We start from the raw sequence: 21,329 nt of genomic DNA on the forward strand, positions 1-21,329 counted from the left end.
GATCCCCGGCTTTCGCCGAGGATGACGAGGGGCAAAGTGACTTTGTTATCACGTCTGGCGCGGACTTTGGCCCGCGTTTTTTTGCTTAGGACTGAGGATAGTGAGCAAGTCACTCTTTTTTAAGACGCATCATGCCGCCGCATGGCCCCTTCTTGTACCGTTGAGGCCACCAGAATCCCGTCCCGGGTGTAGAACTGTCCACGAACGAAGCCACGGGCACCTGAAGCTGATGTGCTTTCCACGGTGTAGAGCAGCCAGTAATCAAGGCGGAAAGGGCGGTGGAACCACATCGAGTGGTCAATGGTTGCGACTTGCATACCCGGCTAAAGGAATCCGACGCCGTGCGGTTTCAATGCGGTGAGCAGGAAATTGCAGTCCGATGTGTAACCCAGTAGGTATTTATGAATGCGCTCGTCATCGGGCATGGTGCCATTGGCTTTGCACCATACGTGGCGCGCGGGTTCATCCAAGTGGCCTTTGAGTGGGTTATGAAATTTTACCGGACGCATTTCGATGGCGCGCTGTTGCAGAAATTTGTCACGAAACTGTTCAGGCAGTAAATGTACCATGCTCTGTGCAATCTCTTGTTCTGAAGGCAAGGATTCGGGCCCAGGGACTTCAGGCATGGTGTTTTGATGTTCAAAGCCGCTCTCCTGGCGTTGAAAAGAGGCGGTCATAAAAAAGATAGGCTTACCGTTTTGGATGGCGCTGACACGTCGCGCGATAAAACTGTTGCCATCGCGCAGGTTCTGCACATCGTAGACAATTGGTTTTCGGCTGTCTCCCGGCAATAAAAAGTAGCTGTGGAACGAGTGCAACCCTAGACCCGCTTCGACGGTCTGTTTGGCCGCATACAGTGCCTGACCGACCCCCTGCCCGCCGAACACCTGGCGTAGCCCTAAATCTTCGCTTTGTCCCCGGAAGAGTCCCCCCTCAATCTTTTCCAACTTCAGCAATTCGAGAAGATGCTGTAGTGCATGGCTCATGTTTGCTCTCCCTTGGCGGAAATAAGTGTTGTTAACGTATAACGGTAAGTCATCAAGCTTCAGCATCGGCATTTTCGAAAAATGATAAATTCAGAATGTTGAACGCTGCCAAATGGCTAATGTGGGTCATACTTTCATTATCGCGTCAGTGTATGCATGCAGCGCAAAACGTTTCTGTTGTGCATTGCAGCTAATGCCTGACGTCATTGCAGACAATAACGAAAGGAGACTCGCCAATGAAATTATGGCATATCTTAGGTGGTATCACGTTATCTGTCGTGTTGACTGGCGCGGCAGCAGCAGCGACAACGGTCACCGATTCTCCGACCGCTGCACAATCCAGCTTGCCATGCCTGCGGTCAGCGGTACCATTAATCTGCATCAGCGCATCGCGCTGCCGCCCAATGCAGCCTTAACGGTTACCGTTTCTGATGCCAGCGTGTCGGACGCACCGTCGCGCGTGCTGGCACAAAAAGTGGCGTGGACGGACGGGAAACAGGCTCCGTTTATCTTCTCCTTGCCTTATAACCCTGCCGACGTACAGCTGAATGCGCGTATTCTGCTTAGCGCAGCGGTGACCATTGATAACCGCGTGGTGATGGCAACGCAGGACATTCCAGCTGTGATCACCAACGGTGTGACGCGTGCGGATCTGCTGTTGATTCCGGTGGAGTCAGTGGCACTGTCAACGCACTCGCAGGGCGGCTTATTGACCCACAGCGCCCATACACCGTTAAACACTGAGGGATAACACCTTATGGCTATCAGGGCGTTTCGCCCTGATAGCCATAGCGAGTGAGATTGATCTTGCCATGACGCGTAAAGGTTATCCCTTCGGCCCTGAGCGCTTCGCGTTGGCGAATGTAATCTGGGCCAGTCTGCGAAATTTCACCATGACGATTTATTACCCGATGCCAGGGAAGCGAGCTGCCTTCGGGCAGCTTTTTTAATACGCCGCCGACCTGGCGGGCAGCGCGTGCGGAACCCGCTAGGCGGGCCACCTCCCCGTAGGTGGTAACCTTGCCCCAGGGGATGGCTGCTACGATATGAAAAACGCGCTGGCGAAAGTTATCCTGCTCCATCGCTACTCCTGTGAATATTACGACGAATCAACATAGTGGCACAGGTGCAAGGGCTTGCAAACGTGTGTTTCGCCGGTCGAGAAACTGAAATCGAATAAGAAAACAACGGTCGGCTGCGGTCAACTTGCAATTGAGGTGCGCATACCCGATAATGCCCACGCTCTGTACCACGCAGAGTCAACGAATCAATGGAGGCCCTGTCGGTTCTCCCGCAACATTACCCTGTGGACTCGGTCAGGTCCGGAAGGAAGCAGCCGCAGCAGGAGACGTGTGTGCCGGGATGTAGCTGGCAGGGCCTCCACCCTTTATATTCACTGCCTTTTTTATTTTCCGCGCTTTTTTATTCTTAATCCCTTCATTCTGTTCTGCGTATTGAATTCGTTTATTGATGATATTCCATTGCTGATGGGGTGCTCTATTGGTATTAAAGCGCACGTAGATAAGCGTACTTTGTTGGTCTTTATCTCAAAAACATGATGGCGGTAAGTGCGACAAGATATTGTTACTTTGGGATAAGTAGAAGGATTTCATGGTAGTAAAATAGAATTGCACCAAAAAAAGGCAATAAAAGAAACCTATATAGAGATCAATGCATGTGATTTACAATAGTGATATTTACGTAAGCAAATGGCTTGGAGAGAGTAAAACGCCAGCGATGAGGCTGGCGTAAGATATTCACCCTAAATCATTTAGGTATATACCTGTGATACTTCAATTTGCTTCTGTGCTGACTGCACACACTTGCCCGAATCGCTCACTTGAGTATGTTCATCAGGATTTTATCGCTTGCTGCCTGGCCGAAAATCGAATTATTCAAGGTATAAGCACAATGATTTAACGTACGTATTTCCAAACGGCGGTAGGGACCTTATCGTAAAGCTTGTTCATCGTTAGCTCAGCTAAACGATGATCGGCGGCGGAATAAAACATTTCCAGCTCATCGCTGGACAACTCATACTTGTTCTTCTCGATAACGCGTTCAAGCGTGTCAATCGTTGTACACTTGCGTAAACGCATCAAATAATCAATTTTTTTCATGGCGACCTTTATCAAAACAATACCAGCACCTGGTGGTTAATTAATATAAAAGCATCTATTGCTTAAGATTTAGCAGATGAACATACGTTCTCCTGTGAGAACATCCCTAATAACGTGGCTTTAGATCGTTGCCAGCGTTGCAGTTCGGCACCATTAATTCCATAGTTACTGAACAAAGCATAGGTGTCATCTAAATACTGCTCGACCCTTTTTGAAAGCTCGTCTTCATCGGGGTATTTTATTTTAAATGTCAGAATAAATGTAGCTATATGCTCAATCAATTCATTTAATTGGAGATTGATCGCAGATGTTGGATCATTGACCCAGCCATGACTGCTATCCCCCAATGTGGCGATGCTTTCGTCACAGAGATTTTCACACAAGAATCGGAGTTGGGCAATATCATAATGTTTCGGTGAGTACTCATCCATATCGTTCACTCCGTCATGCTGTTTGATGGAACGTAATAGAAAACCCTGACAACAGTTGGTGACTCCTTGGGTTAAGTGATGAAATAAGCTCGCATTTATCCTGATGGAGAGTGCGGATTACACGACATACCGCATCACCCATACGCTAACTATAGCAAAAGAATCACAGATTATCGCAAAAAATAAGTAAGGTTTTTGACCCTATTTAACCAGATAGACGATCGGTATAGCCGATATATATAATAATTGATACTGTGTTTCATAATATTACTTTATTAAATTATCTTACAAATTAGAGCGAGAATTATATTATAAAGGTTACTTGGTGGCAATATCATCACGCGCAGAAAGGAAATTAATTGTGTGATCGCTTGGGAATGGGCTTTATTAACATATTGATATTTAATAAAAAGCCATGGACAGGTCTAGGACTTGAACGGTGTGCTGCTGTCATTATCAGCGTTTTTTCTTTCTGCCCTGCACGGCCTTAAAACGTGGATTTGTCTTACAAATAACATAAACCAGCCCGTGCCGACGAACAACCTTACAATCTTTATGGCGTGTTTTTGCCGAACGTAATGAACTGAGAACCTGCATACTTTCTCCCGCTGAAAATTACATATTTCGCTATTTTAAAAAATGGCCAAAACGCTTGTTAAAGCGTGCCGTGCTGCCTTCTTTGGCATACTCTTTTTGTTTCCAGGTGTAATAAGGATGTGATGCTGACGATACATCAATCGTGACATAGGGACAGGTTACGCCGTCCCGCTCGATGGTGCAGTCTGTCTGGATGGTTGAGCCAACCATAAAATACTCATCAGCACTGGTATCGTGAAAGGCTACAGTACGGTAGTGCGGGTGGATATTTGCTTTCATTAAAACCCTCTTTGTTATGCTATAATGTAACCAATTGTGAGCTTCTTCAGACACAAGATCAACCCTCTTGTGTCTGAAGGGGGGGACGGAGTGAGAGCAGAGCGATGGTTAAAACAGGTAAGCAAAAAAAGGCCGCTTGCGCGGCCTTTGGGGAATAACTCAGTTACGGTTTTTCAACGATATGGCTGTGTTCAATATCTTCATTTTTCTTGCTAAAGCGGCGGCGTACCACCACTAAAGAAGACAGGAACAAAGAAGATCGCCAGCACCGTTGCGGTAATCATCCTGCCCATTATGACAGTACCTACAGCGTTCTGTGCGCCGGAACCGGCCCCGGAACTGATTACTAACGGCACTACGCCGAGGATAAAGGCTAACGAGGTCATCAGGATGGGGCGCAGGCGCATACGTACTGCATCAAGCGTCGCCCCCACCAAGCTTTTGCCTTCTTTCTCCATGAGGTCTTTGGCGAATTCAACGATAAGAATAGCGTTCTTCGCCGATAGCCCAATGGTGGTCAATAGTTCTACCTTGAAGTAGACGTCGTTCTCCAATCCACGCATGGTGGCGGCCAGCAGAGCACCAATGATCCCGAGCGGCACCACCAGCATGACGGAGAAGGGGATAGACCAACTCTCGTACAGTGCGGCCAGACACAGGAACACCACAATCAGCGAAATGGCATACAGGGCCGGTGCCTGGTTACCTGACAGACGTTCCTTATAAGACATCCCGGTCCAGTCGTAACCAATACCTTCCGGCAACTGTTTGGCGAACTCTTCCATCAGGGCCATCGCTTCACCGGTACTCTTACCTGGGGTTGCTTCCCCCTGAATCTGCATGGACGGTTGCCCGTTATAGCGTTCCAGACGTGGTGAACCATGCGTCCAGTGGCTTTGTGAGAAGTAAGAGAACGGCAGCATCTGGTTGTTGCTGCCACGAACATACCAGCGCTCAATATAGCTTGGTGCATACGGAACGGCACATCAGCCCGCACATACACTTTTTTCACACGCCCACGGTCAATAAAGTCATTGACGTAGCTGCCGCCCAGCGCGATTGCCAGAGTGGCGTTAATATCCGACAGGGATACACACAGCGCCTGAGCCTTTTCCTGGTCGATATCGATACGGAACTGCGGGGTATCTTCCATGCCGTTTGGACGTACGCCGACCACGGTATCAGGACGCTGTGCGGCCATCCCCAGTAGTTGGTTACGTGCCGCGGTCAGCTTATCGTGCCCCAGGTTAGCCTGATCCAGCAACTGGGAGTCAAAACCGGTTGCGGTACCCAGCTCAACGATGGCGTGGACGTTAAAGGCGATAACGATCGCTTCCTTGATTTGCGAGAAGGCAGCATTAGCCAGACCGGCAATGGCACCAACCTTGTTTGCTGCTCCGGGACGTTCGCCCCAGTCTTTCAGACTGGCGAAGACCAGACCGGCGTTCTGCCCACGACCGGAGAAACCGAAACCGTTAACGGTAAACACCGAATTAACGTTATCTTTCTCATTCTCCAGGTAGTGCTTGGTCACACGCTCAAGCACGCGCTCGGTGCTCTCTTGGGTTGCACCAGCGGGCAGTTGCACCATGGTCAAAAGTACGCCCTGGTCTTCTTCCGGCAGGAAGGAGCTTGGCAGACGCATGAAAAGCACTGCGAGGCCAACCACAATCAGCAGGTAGACCACCAGATAACGGCCGGTACTGCGCAAAATATTGGCAACGCTATCGGTGTAATGGGTGGTGCTTTTTTCAAACAGCTTGTTGAACCAACCGAAGAAACCCGTTTTCTCGTGATGGTCGCCCTTCGCGATGGGTTTGAGCAGGGTGGCACAAAGCGCCGGTGTCAGAATCAACGCTACCAGTACAGACAGCACCATCGCGGACACAATGGTGATGGAGAACTGACGGTAAATGGCACCGGTAGAACCGCCCGTGAACGCCATCGGAATAAATACCGCAGACAGTACCAGTGCAATACCGACCAGCGCGCCCTGAATCTGCGACATCGATTTCTTGGTGGCTTCCTTGGGCGGTAGCCCTTCTTCCATCATTACGCACTCGACGTCATCCACCAACAGGCCGATGGCCAGTACCATGGCGAACATGGTTAAGGTGTTAATCGAGTAACCGAAGGCAGAAAGGATGGCAAAGGTGCCTAACAACACCACCGGCACCGCGATCGTCGGGATCAGTGTGGCGTGGAAGTTTTGCAGGAACAGGTACATCACCAAGAACACCAACACGATGGCTTCCGCCAGCGTTTTTACCACTTCGTTAATTGAGATTTTAACGAATGGCGTGGTGTCGTAGGGATAAACCACTTTCAATCCAGCCGGGAAGAACTGCTGTAACTTACCCAACTCGGCTTTAACGGCGGAGGCCGTATCCAGCGCATTGGCACCGGTTGCCAGTTTGATACCGACCCCTGCGGCTGCCTGGCCGTTGTAACGCGCAATAACGCTGTAATCTTCACCACCCAACTCTACGCGAGCGACATCACGCAGGCGCACCTGCGAACCGTCAGCGTTGACGCGCAGCAGAATGTTGGAGAACTCATCGGCAGATTTCAGTCGTGTCTGGGCAATGATAGAAGCATTAAGCTTCTGCCCCGGTAGCGGCGGTGTACCACCCAATTGTCCAGAGGCAATCTGGTTGTTCTACACTTTGATGGCAGCTACCACATCACCCGTGGTCATCTGGAAGCTGTTGAGCTTGTTCGGATCCAACCAGATACGCATCGCGTATTGGGCATAAAACAACTGCACGTCACCGACACCGTTGGTACGGCTGAGTGGATCTTTGATATTGGTCGCCACATAGTCAGCGATATCCTGCTGCGTCAGTGAACCGTCTTCAGAAATAAAGCCGGCTACCATCAGGAAGCTGCTGCTCGATTTCTGTACGCTTACGCCCTGTTGCTGCACTTCCTGCGGCAACAATGGTATTGCCAGTTGCAGTTTGTTCTGTACCTGAATAATGTCCGGATCCGCTTTCGAGTCAAACGTCAGCGTAATCTGAACTGTACCCGATGAATCAATGCTGGAAGCCATGTAGAGCAGGTTATCGATACCGTTCATGTTCTGTTCGATAACCTGCGTCACGGAGTCTTGCAGTGTAGAAGCATCCGCGCCCGGGTAGTTCGCCGTTATTTCAATGGCCGGATATTGGGCGATAGGCAACTCGATAATTGCCAACGCCCCCGCCAGCATCACCATAATGGCGAGTACCCATGCAAAGATGGGACGATCAATAAAAAACTTAGCCATGAATTACAGGCTCCTGTTAAGACTTCGCGGGTTCAGACTGCGCAGGTTTTTCTTCACCATTCCCAGGTGCCGTCTCTTTTGCTCTGACGGGCACGCCCGGTTTGATTTTCTGCAACCCAGTCACGATAAGACGATCGCCTGCTTTAAGGCCGGAGGTCACCAGCCAGTTGCTGCCGATAGCCTGGGCTGTCGTGAGCGTGCGTGTTTCAACCTTGTCACCTTCACCAACAACCATGGCGGTGGCTTCACCGCGCGGATTGCGCGTCACGCCTTGTTGCGGCACCAGCAGCGCGTCATTGTTCACACCTGAATCAAGGCGTGCACGTACAAACATGCCGGGCAGCAAATCATGTTGTGGGTTCGGGAAGATAGCGCGCAGGGTGATAGACCCCGTGGTTTCATCTACCGTGACATCAGAAAATTCCAGCGTACCGTTTTGTGCATACTCAGTGCCGTTATCCAGCAACAAACGCACGGTAGCTTTGCCACCGGCTTGTTTCAACGTGCCTTGTTCCAGCTCACGCTTCAGTCGCAAATAGTCATTACTGGATTGCGTCACATCCACATAGATCGGGTCGAGTTGCTGAACGCTGGTCAACGCCGTCGCCTGACCGGAAGCCACCAATGCCCCTTCGGTGACCGTCGATTTACCGACGAGGCCTGAAATCGGGGAGAGCACTTTGGTGTAGTTCAGGTTGATCAGCGCAGAATCCACAGAGGCTTGTGCAGCTTGTACGCTGGCTTCTGCCTGACGCTGTGTTGCCAATGCCTGATCGTAATCCTGCTTGCTGACATAATTGGTGCCAACCAGTGGTTTGTAACGGTTCACCGTCAAGCGAGCGATTTCTGCCTGAGCCTGTGTTTGCGCCAGCGAGCCTTTCGCGCTGTTGTAAGCCGCCTGATAGGTTGCCGGGTCAATCTGGTACAGAGACGTGCCCGCTTTCACGTCGCTCCCTTCGACGAAGTGACGCTTCTGAATAATACCGCTCACCTGAGGCCGAACCTCGGCAATACGGAATGCGTTAGTGCGCCATGGAAGTTCGGTAATCACGTTCAGCGGTTGTGTTTTGAGGGTCACAATGCCGACTTCAGGCGCTTGCTGGCCGCCTTGCTGCTGACCTTCATTTTTATTATCACACCCGGTGAGCGCTAAGCCGCCAGAAAGCATCAGGACTGCCGCCAGAGGCATAAGTCTTCTGTTTTTGTTCATAAATAAACCTCAAGTGTCCGATTTGAATTTGACCAATGGATCACAAGCCCTAAAATCCATTGCTGCGATAATCACGCTTTCTTTAAAAAACAGCGCCATGGCACGAAAAACCAAACAGCAGGCCCAGGAAACACGACAACACATTATTGATACGGACTTACGCCTCTTCTCCGAGTTCGGCGTCTCCGCCACGTCGCTGGCGGGTATCGCTGCCGCCGCAGGCGTCACGCGCGGCGCGATTTATTGGCACTTCAAAAACAAGGCTGAGTTGTTTGATGCAATCTGGACGTTGTCCGAGACGAAAATCAACGATTTCGAATCTGAGTATCAGGCAAAATTCCCTGATAATCCACTGCATGTAATGCGTGAGCTACTGATCTATATGCTGCGTTTGACGACGACCGACACCCAGTGGCGCTCGATAATGGAGATCAATTTCCATAAGTGTGAGTTTGTCGGTGAAATGCTACCGTCGTATAACGCACGCAAGGCGCTCTATTTCTACTGCTATGAACAGATTGAGGATAGCCTCAATCACAGTATTCAACTGGGTTTGCCGCCGTGACGTTGCGCGCCTATTTCTCCGGTATCCTGGAGAACTGGCTGTTTCTGCCTGAAGGCTTTGATATCCATCAGGAGGCGCCAACCCTGGTAGACAGCTTTATTGATATGCTGCGTTTCAGCCCAGCACTCAGACTGCCGCTCGCCACGCCTGTACAAGAAAACGCCGAGTAAGATTCAATCTGTTATAACACACTGTCCGTTATAATGAATCGTTACTTTTTCGTCAGGTTTGCTCCGTGCGTTAGCGTGCAGAACCGTGATATTCTTCGCCATTCTTTTTATGCATGACGACGTATCATGTACTGCAAGTCCCTCTCTCGCGGCCTTGATTTCCCGCGTATTTTATCGATTGTTTCCCGCTGCGTTGCCCTTTTAGTGCTATTTTCCATTGGATTTTCTACTGTTGCACAGGCTGCGACCAGTAATGACATTCCCACGCGCAGTGAGATTCAGGGACGGCTGGGCGCGCTCGGCAAGCAGAAAAGCCTGACGGAAGCCGATAAGCTGACGCAGCAGGATCTCACGCACACGCTTGAGTATCTGGATGTCATTGATCGGGTGCGCCAGGAGACCGCACAGCTAAAGCAACAGGCGACGCAAGCGCCCGCCAAACTGCGTCAGGCGGCAGACGACTGGCTACGTTAAGCAATAATGATGTTGCCACTGCGTCGCTTGAGTCGCTCTCGTTGCGCCAATTGGAAACCCGTCTCAATGAATCGCTGGATAACTTACAGTCGGCGCAGGAAAACCTCTCGACTTACAACAGTCAGTTGATCTCTCTGCAAATCCAGCCGGAACGTGTACAAAGCGCATTAACCGCGCTGTCGCAGCGCAGCCAGCAGATTCGCAACCAGCTTAACGGCGTGGAAGCCAGTCAGAATGCGCTGCGCGCCAGCCAGCAAGCGCTGCTGCAAACCGAGCAGGCCTTGGTGGGGGTGCAAATGGAGCAACAGCGTAAAAGCCTGGAAGTGAACACCACGCTGCAAGATTTGCTACAGAAGCAGCGCGACTATGCCTCTGCCCAGATTAATCAGTTAGAGAAAATGGTGCAGGCGTTGTAAGGGGTACTCAACGGTAAACGGCTAACGTTGTCGGAGAAAACCGCCAAAGAGGCGCAAACCTCGGAAGACACGCAGCGCATCCAGGACAACCCGCTGGTGAAAGCGGAGATGGAAACCAACCACCAACTCAGCCAGCGCCTGGTTGCGGCGACGCAGTCGAGAAATACTCTGGTGCAGGAAAGCATTTAGGTGAAGAACTGGCTCGATCGCACCCTGCAATCCGAACGTAACCTTAAAGAGCAGGTCACCGTGCTCAAGGGCAGTTTGTTGCTGTCGCGCATCTTGTATTAGCAGCAGCTTAACCTGCCTTCTGCCTCCCCCATGAACGACATTAGCACGCAAATTGCCGATCTGCGTCTGGAGCAGTTTGAGATCAATCAGCAGCGTGATGTGCTGTTTCGTGGTGACGAATACATCAGCAAATTGATGGCGGCCAACAAAGGCGTTGCACTGGATGACGAAGTGCACGATGCGCTGGACCAGATCCTTCATACGCGGCGTGAACTGCTCGACCAGCTTAATAAGCAACTGGGCAACCAACTGATGCTGGCTATTAACCTGCAAATCAACCGTCAGCAGTTGGTCAGCGTCACGGCGTCATTGCAGCATACGCTGACGCAGCAGATTTTCTGGGTCAGTAGTAATAAACCGATGGATTGGGCCTGGCTGAAAGAGTTGCCCGGGGGATTGAAACAACAAGTGCGTCATTCCAATCTGGCTTTCCAGTGGGATGACTGGCGTCAGGGAGCGTTACGGACGCTAATTTTTATTGTACCGATGCTGCTGGTGAGCGGGCTGATCTATTGGCGGCGGCGTCTTATCGCCGGTTATATCGAGCGCTTGTCGAATGATGTCGGGCAGCTAAAACGGGATTCGCAGCGCCACATGCCGCAAGCCTTGTTATTGGAAACCGTGATGGTGCTGCCGGGGATTATGCTGATCCTCGCGTTTGGCCTGTGCTTTCACTATGCCGAAAACGCTGTCGGGGATGCCGTGTGGGGCATGAGTCAGCAGTTTGCGCTGCTGTGGCTGGTGTTCGGTTTGCTCTATCGGGCGATGAAACCGGGCGGTATCGGTGAGCGGCACTTCAATTTTAGCGTTTCACTGGCAGTCCACTACCGCCGCCAGGCGCTGCGGTTGGGTGGAGAGCTGCTGCCGTTGATCTTCTGGTCGGTTATCGGCGAGAAAGCACCGCTCTATCTGGTGGATGACGTGATCGGGCAGATTGTGATTTTCTGCAACCTGATCCTGTTGGGCATTCTGGTGTTCCCGCTCTGTCGTGACAGTTGGCGGGAAAAAGAGACATACACTATCAGGTTGATCGTGATTACCGTGATGGCGATCCTTCCGTTGGTCTTACTGGGATTGATGGTGTGCGGCTACTTCTATACCACGCTGCGACTGCTGGGGCGTTGGGGGGAAAGTCTGTATTTGTTACTTACTGGTGTGGAACCTGGTTTATCTGACCACTATCCGTGGTTTGAGCGTTGCGGCGCGTCGATTGGCATACCGTCGTGCAGTGGCGCGTCGTCAGAACCTGAATAAAGAAGGGGCTGATGGCAGCGAACCGGCACCGGAACCGCCGTTGGCGCTGGATCAGATTGGTCAGCAATCGTTGCGTTTGACCACCATGGTGTTGTTGCTGATTTTCTCCGGCGTGCTCTACTGGATTTGGTCCGATTTGGTCACTGTGATGTCCTACCTGGACAGCATTACGCTGTGGCATTACAACGCGACCGTGGCGGGCAATGCCGTATTGCAGGCGGTGACGCTGTGCAATCTGATGCTGTCGATCATCGTCGCGGTGGTGGCCTATGTGTTAATGCGCAACTTGCCGGGCTTGCTGGAAGTGCTGGTATTGTCGCGTTTGCAGTTGCGTCAGGGCACCTCTTACGCCATTACCACCATGTTGAGCTACCTGATCATGGCGGTGGGCACCACCACCACCTCGCTCAGTTCTATCGGGGTGTCATGGGACAAGTTGCAGTGGCTGGTTACCGCGTTGTTGGTGGGGTTAGGGTTTGGTTTGCAGGAAATTTTCGCTAACTTTATTTCCGGCCTGATCATTCTGTTCGAACGTCCGGTACGCATTGGCGATACCATCACCATTGGCACCTTCTCCGGTTCGGTAAGCAAAATTCGCATTCGCGCCACCACTATTACGGATTTCGATTGCAAAGAAGTGATTATTCCCAATAAGGCCTTTGTGACCGAGCGGCTGATCAACTGGTCGCTGTCGGACACCATTACACGTGTGCTGATTAAAATTGGCGTGGCCTACGGCTCCGATCTGGACAAGGTGAAAGCGGTGCTGTTGCAGGCGGCACATGAGAACAGCCGCGTGATGACCGATCCTGAGCCACAGGTGTTTTTCCTGGCGTTTGGTGCCAGCTCGCTGGATCACGAACTGCGGCTTTAAGTACGGGAGCTGCGCGATCGCAGCTATACGGTAGATGAGTTAAACCGTAGTATCGACAGGCTGTGTCGGGAAAATAATATTGATATCGCGTTTAATCAGCTTGAAGTCTACCTGCATAACAAACAGGGCAGCGAAGTTCAGGAGATAAACCGCGCGTTGGGTGGTAACGCGGTAGGTGAAGCGGCGTAAGCGGTGTTATCCGTCTGATAACAAAATTACTTTACCCCTCGTCATCCTCGGCGAAAGCCGGGGATCTCTGTGAGAATAAATGCGTTTCTTCGGTATGAGATTCCCGCCTTCGCGGGAATGACGGTGATGGAAGGGGATGACGGCGGGTGTAGCGCTGTTTATCCGCAACCTAGTGAACTGGTGTAAACGGGGCCATCCGTTGTCAGGCACAGGCCCTGTTACCGCATCTGCCTTGGATTCGTAGTCACGTCGCACAATCTCTAACGCAGCCAGCACCACATCGGGCGTGATATCGCTCTCTTCCAGCAGCATAATCAGATCGACTGCCAGTTTGACCTCTGGCGGGGCATTTTCCAGCGACATGCGTTAGGTCCTTTGGTTGCGGTTACAGCCCTTGTTCACGCCTTTCCACCTGACGCTCTAAACGCGCCAGCGCCTGACGACACCGTGCTAACCGGCCTTCGAGCGCGGCTATCTCACGTTGCAACTGTTGCTGCGCGCTCAACGTTGCCGCTCTGTCTAGTTGGCTTTCCCGATCCTGAATCATCAAATTCAGGCGTCGTTCATAGTCCTGGTGCTCTGCCAGCTTTTGATACAGATCGCTGGCAATGGCGACTGGCGTCTTCTCCTCCTGACGGCGTAGTGCCTGTGTGGAGAGTTCCCGTTGTAGTGCGCCGATCTGCGCGACCAATTTTTCCGTCATGAACGCGACTCGTTCGGTACGGCTTTCTGCTACCAGATGGCGCAATGACTGAAAATTTTTCTCAACTTCATTCAGATAATCGCGCAAACGCGTGCCATGTGATTGAAACAGTTGGCGATCAAAACGGGAATAGGCCAACGGCCTGTATGCCAGCGGAGCGACCGCCTGAGCCAACAGGACAAGTTGATGTCCCAACGCCTGAAGAAAATGGTGGCAGTTCACGGATTGACCCACATAATGAAATGATAAAGCCAAGCTTGCACGGGATTGTCAGCAGGCACAAGCCTTTTGCGCGTAGGGAAGAAAGATGAGCGCATCTTAACTAACGTCAGGGAAGGGCGGGATGTTAGAGTGCTAGCGCGTAACGTGAAGAGGATGAGCAGTGATGTATCGTATTGGGTTGGTTAGCGGTTGTTTTGGCGACGTTAGGCGTTGTGTTGCCGCTGTTGCCGACTACCCCGTTCTTGCTGCTGGCTACATGGTGCTTTGCCCGTTCCTCACCGCGTTTTCATGCCTGGCTGCTCTACCGTTCCTGGTTTGGCCCCTATTTGCGGCACTGGCAGGATCATCGGGCATTGCCGCCGGGAGCAAAAGGCAAAGCGGTGGTGATGATCGTGCTGACCTTCGCCATTTCGCTGTGGCTGGTGGACATGGTATGGGTCAGAGTGCTGCTGTTAACGATAATGGCGGTCTTTGCTAACCTTTATGTTGCGCCTGCCAGTTGTTGATCCGCGACAATAAAACCCATCGCAGGCTGTTGCATTTGATCGTCAGTTTGACTAGATTTGAGCGTTTTCGTGTGTCGTTTGCCTTCGGTTATCTCTCAGTATCGATGAGCGGAAAGGAGCAGCAGCGGTCATGGGTAAGATTTTTAAAGCGTACTATCAGGCAAAAGATGATGAGCGTAACCGCACAGCAGTCAGAATTAATCAAAAACAGCATTAAAAGCATTCCCGATTATCCCAAACCGGGGATCTTGTTCCGTGATGTCACGGGTCTGCTGGAAGCGCCCGTTGCGTATGCGACCAGTATCGAGATGCTGGTAAACCGTTTTCGTGACACTGGCGTAACAAAAGTGGTGGGCACGGAAGCGCGCGGTTTTTTGTTCGGTGCACCGGTGGCACTGGCGTTGGGTGTGGGTTTTGTGCCAGTGCGTAAACCAGGCAAACTGCCGCGCCCGACGATTTCAGAAAGCTATGAGTTGGAGTACGGCACTGACAGCCTGGAAATTCACACCGATGCCATCAGCGCTGGCGACAAGGTGTTAGTCATCGACGATCTGCTGGCTACCGGCGGTACCATTGAGGCCACAGTTAAGCTGATTCGCCGTTTGGGCGGAGACGTCACCGATGCGGCATTTATCATTAATCTGTTCGATCTGGGCGGCGAGCAGCGTTTGAATAATCTCGGTATCAACTGCTACAGTCTGGTGAATTTCCCGGGCCATTGATCCTGCCTTTTTTACGTCGTAAATCTGTTGACTATCCTGATAAACAGCCTCGCCGTGTCCGGCGAGGCTGTGTTAGCATGGCCTCCTCAATCACACAACCGTTGCGGTATTGATGAGCTATCAGGTACTGGCCCGTAAGTGGCGTCCTCAATCTTTCGCTGATGTCGTTGGTCAAGAACATGTTCTGACCGCATTGGCCAATGGTCTCTCTATGGGGCGGGTTCACCACGCCTATCTGTTTTCCGGCACGCGTGGCGTGGGGAAAACCAGTATCGCTCGCCTATTGGCGAAAGGACTGAACTGTGAGAGCGGCATTACCGCCACGCCTTGTGGACAGTGCGCGAATTGCCGGGAAATTGAGCAAGGGCGTTTTGTTGACCTGATCGAGATTGATGCCGCCTCGCGCACCAAGGTAGAAGACACCCGCGAACTGCTGGATAACGTGCAGTATGCCCCTGCGCGCGGTCGGTTCAAAGTCTACCTGATCGATGAAGTGCACATGCTCTCCCGCCACAGCTTCAATGCGCTGTTAAAAACGCTGGAAGAGCCCCCCGAACACGTTAAATTCCTGCTGGCGACCACCGATCCGCAGAAGTTGCTGGTCACTATCCTTTCTCGCTGCCTGCAATTTCATCTCAAAGCGCTGGATGTGGAGCAAATCCGTCACCACCTTGAGCAAGTGCTGCAAGCCGAAGCGATTGCGACAGAACCGCGCGCCTTGCAACTGCTGGCGCGTGCGGCAGAGGGCAGCCTGCGTGATGCGCTGAGCCTGACCGATCAGGCGATTGCCATGGGGCAGGGCGCGGTGTTGACCGATGCGGTCGAGCGCATGCTGGGCACGTTGGATGATGAACAACCGCTGGCGCTGATTGAAGCTATCGTCAATGCCAACGGCGAACAGACTATGGCGTTGCTTCAACAGGCGGCGTCGCGTGGCGTTGAGTGGGAAGCGCTGTTAGTTGATATGCTGACGCTATTGCATCGTATTGCGATGGTGCAGTTGCTGCCCACGGCGCTCGGGCCGGAAGATTCCCCGATTACGTCGCGCTTGCGCGATCTGGCCCGCACCGTACCGCCTGCCGATGTGCAGCTCTACTATCAGACGTTGCTGGTGGGACGAAAAGAATTATCCTATGCGCCAGACCGGCGTATGGGCGTTGAAATGACGCTGCTCAGAGCGTTGGCGTTTCACCCGCAGGCTGTGATTGCACCTGTGGCAACCGTGCCAGTGGTGGTAAGTGCGCCAGCCTCACCTCAGGCGCATATTGCGCCAGCGCGCCAGGCAACGACGCCTAGTGCACCGCCATCTCCTGTCACCGCGCCGTCATCGCCGATAGCGGTGCCAGAGGAGCATGTTGCACAGGCCGCACCGCTGCCTGACACTACTTCGCAACTGTTGCAGGCGCGCAGCCAGTTATTGCAGCGACAGGGTACGCCGCCACCAAAAAAGTCTGAGCCGGCAGCGCAGGAAGGCGCTCGGCCGGGCACGGCGGTATCGGCGCTGGAACGCCTGGCCTCGGTGACGGAACGCAGTCATCAGCGTCAGGCGGCTGACAAGAACGGCGAGGCGCAGAAAAAGCCTGAGGCGTACCGCTGGCGCGCGCAGCAACAGCAGACTACCGTGGCAGAAACCACCGCCACGCCTAAAGCGTTGCGCACGGTACTGGAGTACGAGAAAACGCCGGAATTAGCGGCTAAATTGACGGAAGAAGCGCAAGCGCGCGATGCTTGGGCTGCAGAGGTTCAACGTTTACCGCTACCGAAACTGGTTCAGCAACTGGCGCTTAACGCGTTTAAAGTCGACACGGATAACGAAACCGTGACGCTGCATTTACGTTCATCGCAGCGTCACTTGAATTCACCGTCGGCACAAAAAACGCTGATGGATGCATTGGCAGCACATTATGGAAAGCCTATCACCTTGGTGGTGGTAGAGGATGACGATCCCAGTACGTTAACACCGCTGGAGTGGCGTCAGACGATTTATGAAGAGAAACTGGCGCAGGCGCGCGAGTCTCTGATGACCGACAAAACGATTCAAACGCTGCGGCGTTTCTTTGATGCGGAACTGGACGAAGAGAGTATCCGCCCTGTTTAACCGCTGCAATTCTTGCAGCCATGCAATAGAGAGAAGCATATGTTTGGTAAAGGTGGTTTGGGCAATCTGATGAAGCAGGCCCAGCAGATGCAAGACAAGATGCAGAAAATGCAGGAAGAGATTGCCAACCTGGAAGTGACCGGTGAATCAGGCGCAGGCCTGGTCAAAGTCACCATCAACGGTGCACACAACTGCCGTCGTGTCGAAATCGATCCCAGTCTGCTGGAAGATGATAAAGAGATGCTGGAAGACCTGATCGCTGCCGCATTCAACGATGCCGCGCGCCGTATCGACGAAACTCAGAAAGAGAAAATGGCGTCAGTTTCCAGCGGTATGCAGTTGCCGCCGGACTTCAAGATGCCGTTCTGATGCAAACCAGTCCGCTCCTTGAGTCATTGATGGAGGCGCTGCGCTGCTTGCCGGGCGTGGGGCCGAAATCAGCACAGCGCATGGCGTTTCAATTGCTGCAACGCGATCGCAGTGGTGGTATGCGTTTGGCGCAGGCCCTGACGCGCGCCATGTCTGAAATCGGTCACTGTGTGGATTGCCGCACCTTTACCGAGCAGGAACGCTGCGCGATCTGCGCCAATCCGCGTCGTCAGCAAACGGGACAGATCTGCGTGGTGGAAAGCCCCGCAGATATCCACGTCATTGAGCAGACCGGACAGTTTGCCGGCCGTTACTTTGTGTTGATGGGGCATCTGTCGCCGTTGGACGGCATCGGGCCGGACGATATCGGACTCGACCTGCTGGAACAACGCTTAGGGCAGGAAAACTTGATAGAAGTGATTCTTGCCGCCAATCTGACGGTGGAAGGCGATGCGACTGCCAACTACATTGCTGAACTGTGTGCCCAGCACGGCGTGGTGGCGAGCCGTATTGCGCACGGCGTGCCGGTCGGCGGTGAGTTGGAAATGGTCGATGGCACCACTCTCCCCCATTCGCTGGCGGGGCGTCATCCCATCCGTTTGTGGCAGCTATGCTGCATTTTCCCTGGCGTGGTGTTGTCTTCACCTGACGCCGCGCTGGGGATAAATTGTTTTTTGCTCTTGAAAATCCTTCTCCTTATCCCCACCTTTTGCCTACTGGCCGGAAATACCGGCATCATTCCCACACCCGCTACAGGGATTGAACATTATCAGCCTGACTAACTATTAGGATTGAGGTAAGTGACAATGAGCATGAAGGGCCAAGAAACGCGCGGTTTTCAATCTGAAGTGAAGCAATTGCTGCACTTGATGATCCATTCACTTTATTCCAATAAAGAAATTTTCCTGCGTGAATTGATCTCCAACGCCTCTGATGCGGCAGACAAGTTACGTTTTCGCGCCTTATCTTCGCCAGCGCTCTATGAAGGGGATGGAGAACTGCGCGTGCGCGTTTCCACCAATAAAGAGCAACGTACCCTAACCATCGCGGACAACGGCATCGGGATGGGCCGCGATGAGGTTATCGATAATCTGGGCACCATTGCCAAATCGGGTACCAAGGCGTTTTTGGAATCGATCGGCTCCGATCAAGCCAAAGACAGCCAGCTCATCGGTCAATTCGGTTTGGGCTTCTACTCTGCGTTTATCGTTGCGGATAAAGTGACGGTGCGTACCCGTGCAGCGGGCGCGGCGGCAGAAGAGGGTGTGTTCTGGGAATCGGCGGGTGAAGGTGAGTACACCGTGGCGGATGTGGTCAAGGCCGATCGCGGTACCGATATCACCCTGCACCTGCGCGAAGGGGAAGATGAGTTCCTCGATGAGTGGCGCGTGCGTTCCATTATCGGTAAATACTCCGATCACATCGCGCTGCCGGTGGAAATTGAAACCCATACGCCGAGCGAAGAAGAGGGCGGCGAGCCGACGGTCACTTGGGAAAAGGTCAACAAGGCACAGGCGCTGTGGACGCGCAATAAAGCGGATGTGACCGAAGATGAATACAAAGAATTCTACAAGCACATTGCTCACGATTTCAGCGATCCGCTGAGCTGGAGCCATAACCGCGTAGAAGGGAAGCAGGAGTACACTAGCCTGCTCTACATCCCTTCTCAGGCACCGTGGGACATGTGGAACCGCGATCATAAACATGGCCTGAAACTCTATGTTCAGCGCGTGTTCATCATGGATGACGCCGAGCAGTTCATGCCGAACTACCTGTGCTTTGTGCGTGGCTTGATCGACTCCAACGATCTGCCGCTCAACGTTTCTCGTGAAATCCTGCAAGACAGCCGAGTTACCCAGAATCTGCGTAATGCGCTGACCAAACGCGTGTTGCAGATGCTGGAAAAACTGGCAAAAGACGACGCCGAAAAATACCAAACCTTCTGGTTACAGTTTGGTCTGGTGCTGAAAGAAGGTCCTGCTGAGGACGGTGGCAATCGTGAAGCCATTGCCAAACTGCTGCGCTTCGCTTCCACCCACGGCGACAGCTCCGCTCCGACGGTATCGCTGGAAGAGTATGTCAGCCGTATGGTCGAAGGGCAGGAGAAGATTTACTACATCACTGCCGACAGTTATGCCGCTGCGAAGAGCAGCCCGCATCTGGAGTTGTTCCGCAAGAAAGGCATCGAAGTGCTGCTGCTTTCTGACCGCGTCGATGAGTGGATGATGAGCTACCTGACCGAGTTTGACGGTAAGTCCTTCCAGTCCGTCAGCAAAGCGGATGAAGCGCTGGATAATGCCAGTGATGACGAAGCGCGTAAAGAAGCGGAAAAATCTCTGGAACCGTTTGTGGAGCGCGTGAAAACGCTGCTGGGTGAACGCGTCAAAGAGGTGCGCCTGACGCATCGCCTGACTGATACGCCTGCCATCGTCACCACCGATGCCAATGACATGAGCACGCAGATGGCGAAGCTGTTTGCCGCCGCTGGGCAGAATGCGCCGGAAGTGAAATATATCTTTGAACTCAACCCTGAGCATGCGTTAGTGAAACGCGCTGCAAACACCGGCGATGACGTGCAGTTTGGCGAGTGGGTTGAACTGCTGCTGGAACAGGCGCTGCTGGCTGAACGCAGCACGCTGGAAGATCCTAACCAGTTTATCCGTCGTATGAACCAACTGCTGAGTGCATAACCGCTCACACTTTTCCGAAAACCCGGTTTTTAACCGGGTTTTTTTCGCTTTGTGACACGCTGAAGCGAGCCCGTTCCTTGAGGATAAGCTTCTGGTATGGTATGGTTGAGCGTTTTCAAATTTATTTTAAAAAATCTACATAGCAAGGGGATTTACGCAATGCGTATTATTCTGCTGGGCGCTCCGGGCGCAGGCAAAGGCACTCAAGCACAATTCATTATGGAAAAGTATGGCATTCCGCAAATTTCCACGGGTGATATGTTGCGTGCGGCGGTGAAAGCCGGGACCGAACTGGGCAAACAGGCCAAAGAAATCATGGACGCAGGCAAACTGGTCACGGATGAATTGGTTATTGCCTTGGTAAAAGAGCGTATAGCCCAGGATGATTGCCGTAACGGTTTCCTGCTGGATGGTTTTCCTCGCACCATTCTGCAAGCGGATGCCATGAAAGACGCTGGCATTCAGGTTGATAACGTTATTGAGTTCGCTGTGCCTGACGAACTGATTGTCGATCGCATTATTGGCCGTCGCGTGCATGCTGCATCAGGTCGTGTTTACCACGTGAAGTACAACCCGCCAAAGGTTGAAGGTAAAGACGATGTCACGGGTGAAGAACTGACCATCCGTAAAGACGATCATGAAGATATCGTGCGTAAACGTCTGGTGGAATATCATCAGCAAACTGCGCCGCTGGTGGACTACTACCAGAAAGAAGCCAAGGCAGGCAATACCCGCTACCACAAAGTAGACGGAACCCGTCAGGTAGTACAAGTGCGCGCTGAGTTGGAATCCATCCTGGGTTAACCTATCTCAGTGTCGTATGAAAATGCCGGTACAGCGTGACCAGCTTTTTTATGCTTGAGCGCGCGGTATCCGGCGCGATTATTCAACACTG

At 52.5% G+C, this 21,329-nt stretch carries 16 protein-coding genes, 1 other RNA gene and 7 pseudogenes; 14 read left to right on the forward strand and 10 right to left on the reverse strand.

Annotated features, from left to right (window positions below; translation table 11 throughout):
• Positions 1 to 119: 119 nt before the first annotated feature.
• A pseudogene (gene tesB, locus JZM30_RS12210) lies at positions 120 to 986 on the reverse strand (acyl-CoA thioesterase II).
• 244 nt (positions 987 to 1,230) lie between these two features.
• On the opposite strand from tesB, the gene JZM30_RS12215 reads away from it, so the two are divergent.
• Positions 1,231 to 1,737: a YbaY family lipoprotein gene (locus JZM30_RS12215; protein WP_252318977.1), complete on the forward strand. Its 507-nt coding sequence runs from the start codon at positions 1,231 to 1,233 to the stop codon at positions 1,735 to 1,737.
• A gap of 13 nt (positions 1,738 to 1,750) precedes the next feature.
• On the opposite strand, the gene JZM30_RS12220 is transcribed toward JZM30_RS12215, so the two are convergent.
• A complete protein-coding gene (locus JZM30_RS12220; RefSeq protein WP_252318978.1) occupies positions 1,751 to 2,068 on the reverse strand; it encodes an MGMT family protein in 318 nt (105 codons plus the stop codon).
• A gap of 198 nt (positions 2,069 to 2,266) precedes the next feature.
• On the opposite strand from JZM30_RS12220, the gene ffs reads away from it, so the two are divergent.
• An RNA gene (ffs, locus tag JZM30_RS12225) (signal recognition particle sRNA small type) lies at positions 2,267 to 2,363 on the forward strand.
• A gap of 539 nt (positions 2,364 to 2,902) precedes the next feature.
• Here the strand turns inward: ffs and JZM30_RS12230 are convergent.
• From JZM30_RS12230 to JZM30_RS12255, 6 genes and pseudogenes are all read right to left on the reverse strand, one after another.
• Positions 2,903 to 3,106, reverse strand: a complete 204-nt coding sequence (locus tag JZM30_RS12230; RefSeq protein WP_195315224.1) for an HHA domain-containing protein — start codon at positions 3,104 to 3,106, stop codon at positions 2,903 to 2,905.
• 62 nt (positions 3,107 to 3,168) lie between these two features.
• Positions 3,169 to 3,537 carry an Hha toxicity modulator TomB gene (gene tomB / locus JZM30_RS12235; protein ID WP_252319656.1) on the reverse strand — a complete coding sequence of 123 codons (369 nt, stop codon included), beginning with the start codon at positions 3,535 to 3,537 and terminating at the stop codon, positions 3,169 to 3,171.
• A 456-nt stretch (positions 3,538 to 3,993) separates the two neighbouring features.
• Entirely contained in the window at positions 3,994 to 4,134 is a 141-nt protein-coding gene (ykgO, locus tag JZM30_RS12240) for a type B 50S ribosomal protein L36 (protein WP_252318983.1), read from the reverse strand.
• A gap of 30 nt (positions 4,135 to 4,164) precedes the next feature.
• On the reverse strand, positions 4,165 to 4,413 hold the full coding sequence (locus JZM30_RS12245; protein ID WP_252319657.1) for a type B 50S ribosomal protein L31: 249 nt from the start codon (positions 4,411 to 4,413) through the stop codon (positions 4,165 to 4,167).
• Between the two features lie 163 nt (positions 4,414 to 4,576).
• A pseudogene (locus JZM30_RS12250) lies at positions 4,577 to 7,681 on the reverse strand (efflux RND transporter permease subunit).
• A 16-nt stretch (positions 7,682 to 7,697) separates the two neighbouring features.
• On the reverse strand, positions 7,698 to 8,891 hold the full coding sequence (locus JZM30_RS12255; protein WP_252318984.1) for an efflux RND transporter periplasmic adaptor subunit: 1,194 nt from the start codon (positions 8,889 to 8,891) through the stop codon (positions 7,698 to 7,700).
• A gap of 97 nt (positions 8,892 to 8,988) precedes the next feature.
• On the opposite strand from JZM30_RS12255, the pseudogene acrR reads away from it, so the two are divergent.
• From acrR to JZM30_RS12280, 5 genes and pseudogenes are all read left to right on the forward strand, one after another.
• Positions 8,989 to 9,626 (forward strand): annotated as a pseudogene (acrR, locus tag JZM30_RS12260) (multidrug efflux transporter transcriptional repressor AcrR).
• 126 nt (positions 9,627 to 9,752) lie between these two features.
• Positions 9,753 to 10,516 (forward strand): annotated as a pseudogene (locus JZM30_RS12265) (hypothetical protein).
• Between the two features lie 27 nt (positions 10,517 to 10,543).
• Positions 10,544 to 10,705, forward strand: a complete 162-nt coding sequence (locus JZM30_RS12270) for a hypothetical protein (protein WP_252318986.1) — start codon at positions 10,544 to 10,546, stop codon at positions 10,703 to 10,705.
• A gap of 132 nt (positions 10,706 to 10,837) precedes the next feature.
• A complete protein-coding gene (locus tag JZM30_RS12275) occupies positions 10,838 to 12,061 on the forward strand; it encodes a hypothetical protein (RefSeq protein WP_252318988.1) in 1,224 nt (407 codons plus the stop codon).
• On the forward strand, positions 11,961 to 12,935 hold the full coding sequence (locus JZM30_RS12280; RefSeq protein ID WP_252318989.1) for a mechanosensitive ion channel domain-containing protein: 975 nt from the start codon (positions 11,961 to 11,963) through the stop codon (positions 12,933 to 12,935). The genes JZM30_RS12275 and JZM30_RS12280 overlap by 101 nt, the downstream gene beginning before the upstream one ends.
• Positions 12,936 to 13,346: 411 nt before the next feature.
• Here JZM30_RS12280 and rsmS read toward each other — a convergent pair.
• Positions 13,347 to 13,487, reverse strand: a pseudogene (rsmS, locus tag JZM30_RS12285) (pleiotropic regulatory protein RsmS); the annotation flags it as partial.
• 22 nt (positions 13,488 to 13,509) lie between these two features.
• Positions 13,510 to 14,049 (reverse strand): primosomal replication protein PriC, encoded by a 540-nt coding sequence (gene priC, locus JZM30_RS12290; protein WP_252318990.1) that lies wholly within the window; start codon positions 14,047 to 14,049, stop codon positions 13,510 to 13,512.
• Positions 14,050 to 14,216: 167 nt separating this feature from the next.
• Here priC and JZM30_RS12295 point away from each other — a divergent pair.
• The 7 genes and pseudogenes from JZM30_RS12295 to adk all read left to right on the forward strand — a co-directional run bounded on the left by JZM30_RS12295 (position 14,217) and on the right by adk (position 21,238).
• Positions 14,217 to 14,568: pseudogene (locus tag JZM30_RS12295) on the forward strand (DUF454 family protein).
• Between the two features lie 157 nt (positions 14,569 to 14,725).
• Positions 14,726 to 15,277, forward strand: a complete 552-nt coding sequence (apt, locus tag JZM30_RS12300; protein ID WP_252319659.1) for an adenine phosphoribosyltransferase — start codon at positions 14,726 to 14,728, stop codon at positions 15,275 to 15,277.
• Between the two features lie 112 nt (positions 15,278 to 15,389).
• Entirely contained in the window at positions 15,390 to 17,375 is a 1,986-nt protein-coding gene (gene dnaX / locus JZM30_RS12305; RefSeq protein ID WP_252318991.1) for a DNA polymerase III subunit gamma/tau, read from the forward strand.
• Positions 17,376 to 17,414: 39 nt separating this feature from the next.
• Complete coding sequence (locus JZM30_RS12310) at positions 17,415 to 17,744, forward strand: YbaB/EbfC family nucleoid-associated protein (protein WP_252318992.1); 330 nt, start codon at positions 17,415 to 17,417, stop codon at positions 17,742 to 17,744.
• Positions 17,744 to 18,343: pseudogene (recR, locus tag JZM30_RS12315) on the forward strand (recombination mediator RecR); the annotation flags it as partial. The gene JZM30_RS12310 and the pseudogene recR, both read left to right, overlap by 1 nt.
• A gap of 213 nt (positions 18,344 to 18,556) precedes the next feature.
• Positions 18,557 to 20,434 (forward strand): molecular chaperone HtpG, encoded by a 1,878-nt coding sequence (htpG, locus tag JZM30_RS12320; RefSeq protein WP_252319661.1) that lies wholly within the window; start codon positions 18,557 to 18,559, stop codon positions 20,432 to 20,434.
• 159 nt (positions 20,435 to 20,593) lie between these two features.
• The gene (adk, locus tag JZM30_RS12325) at positions 20,594 to 21,238 is read left to right on the forward strand and encodes an adenylate kinase (protein WP_252318993.1); all 645 of its coding nucleotides are present in this window, start codon (positions 20,594 to 20,596) and stop codon (positions 21,236 to 21,238) included.
• The last annotated feature ends 91 nt before the right edge of the window (positions 21,239 to 21,329 follow it).

Origin of the sequence: Candidatus Symbiopectobacterium endolongispinus, from assembly GCF_018777385.1 — a bacterium.
Classification (GTDB): Bacteria; Pseudomonadota; Gammaproteobacteria; order Enterobacterales; family Enterobacteriaceae; genus Symbiopectobacterium; species Symbiopectobacterium endolongispinus.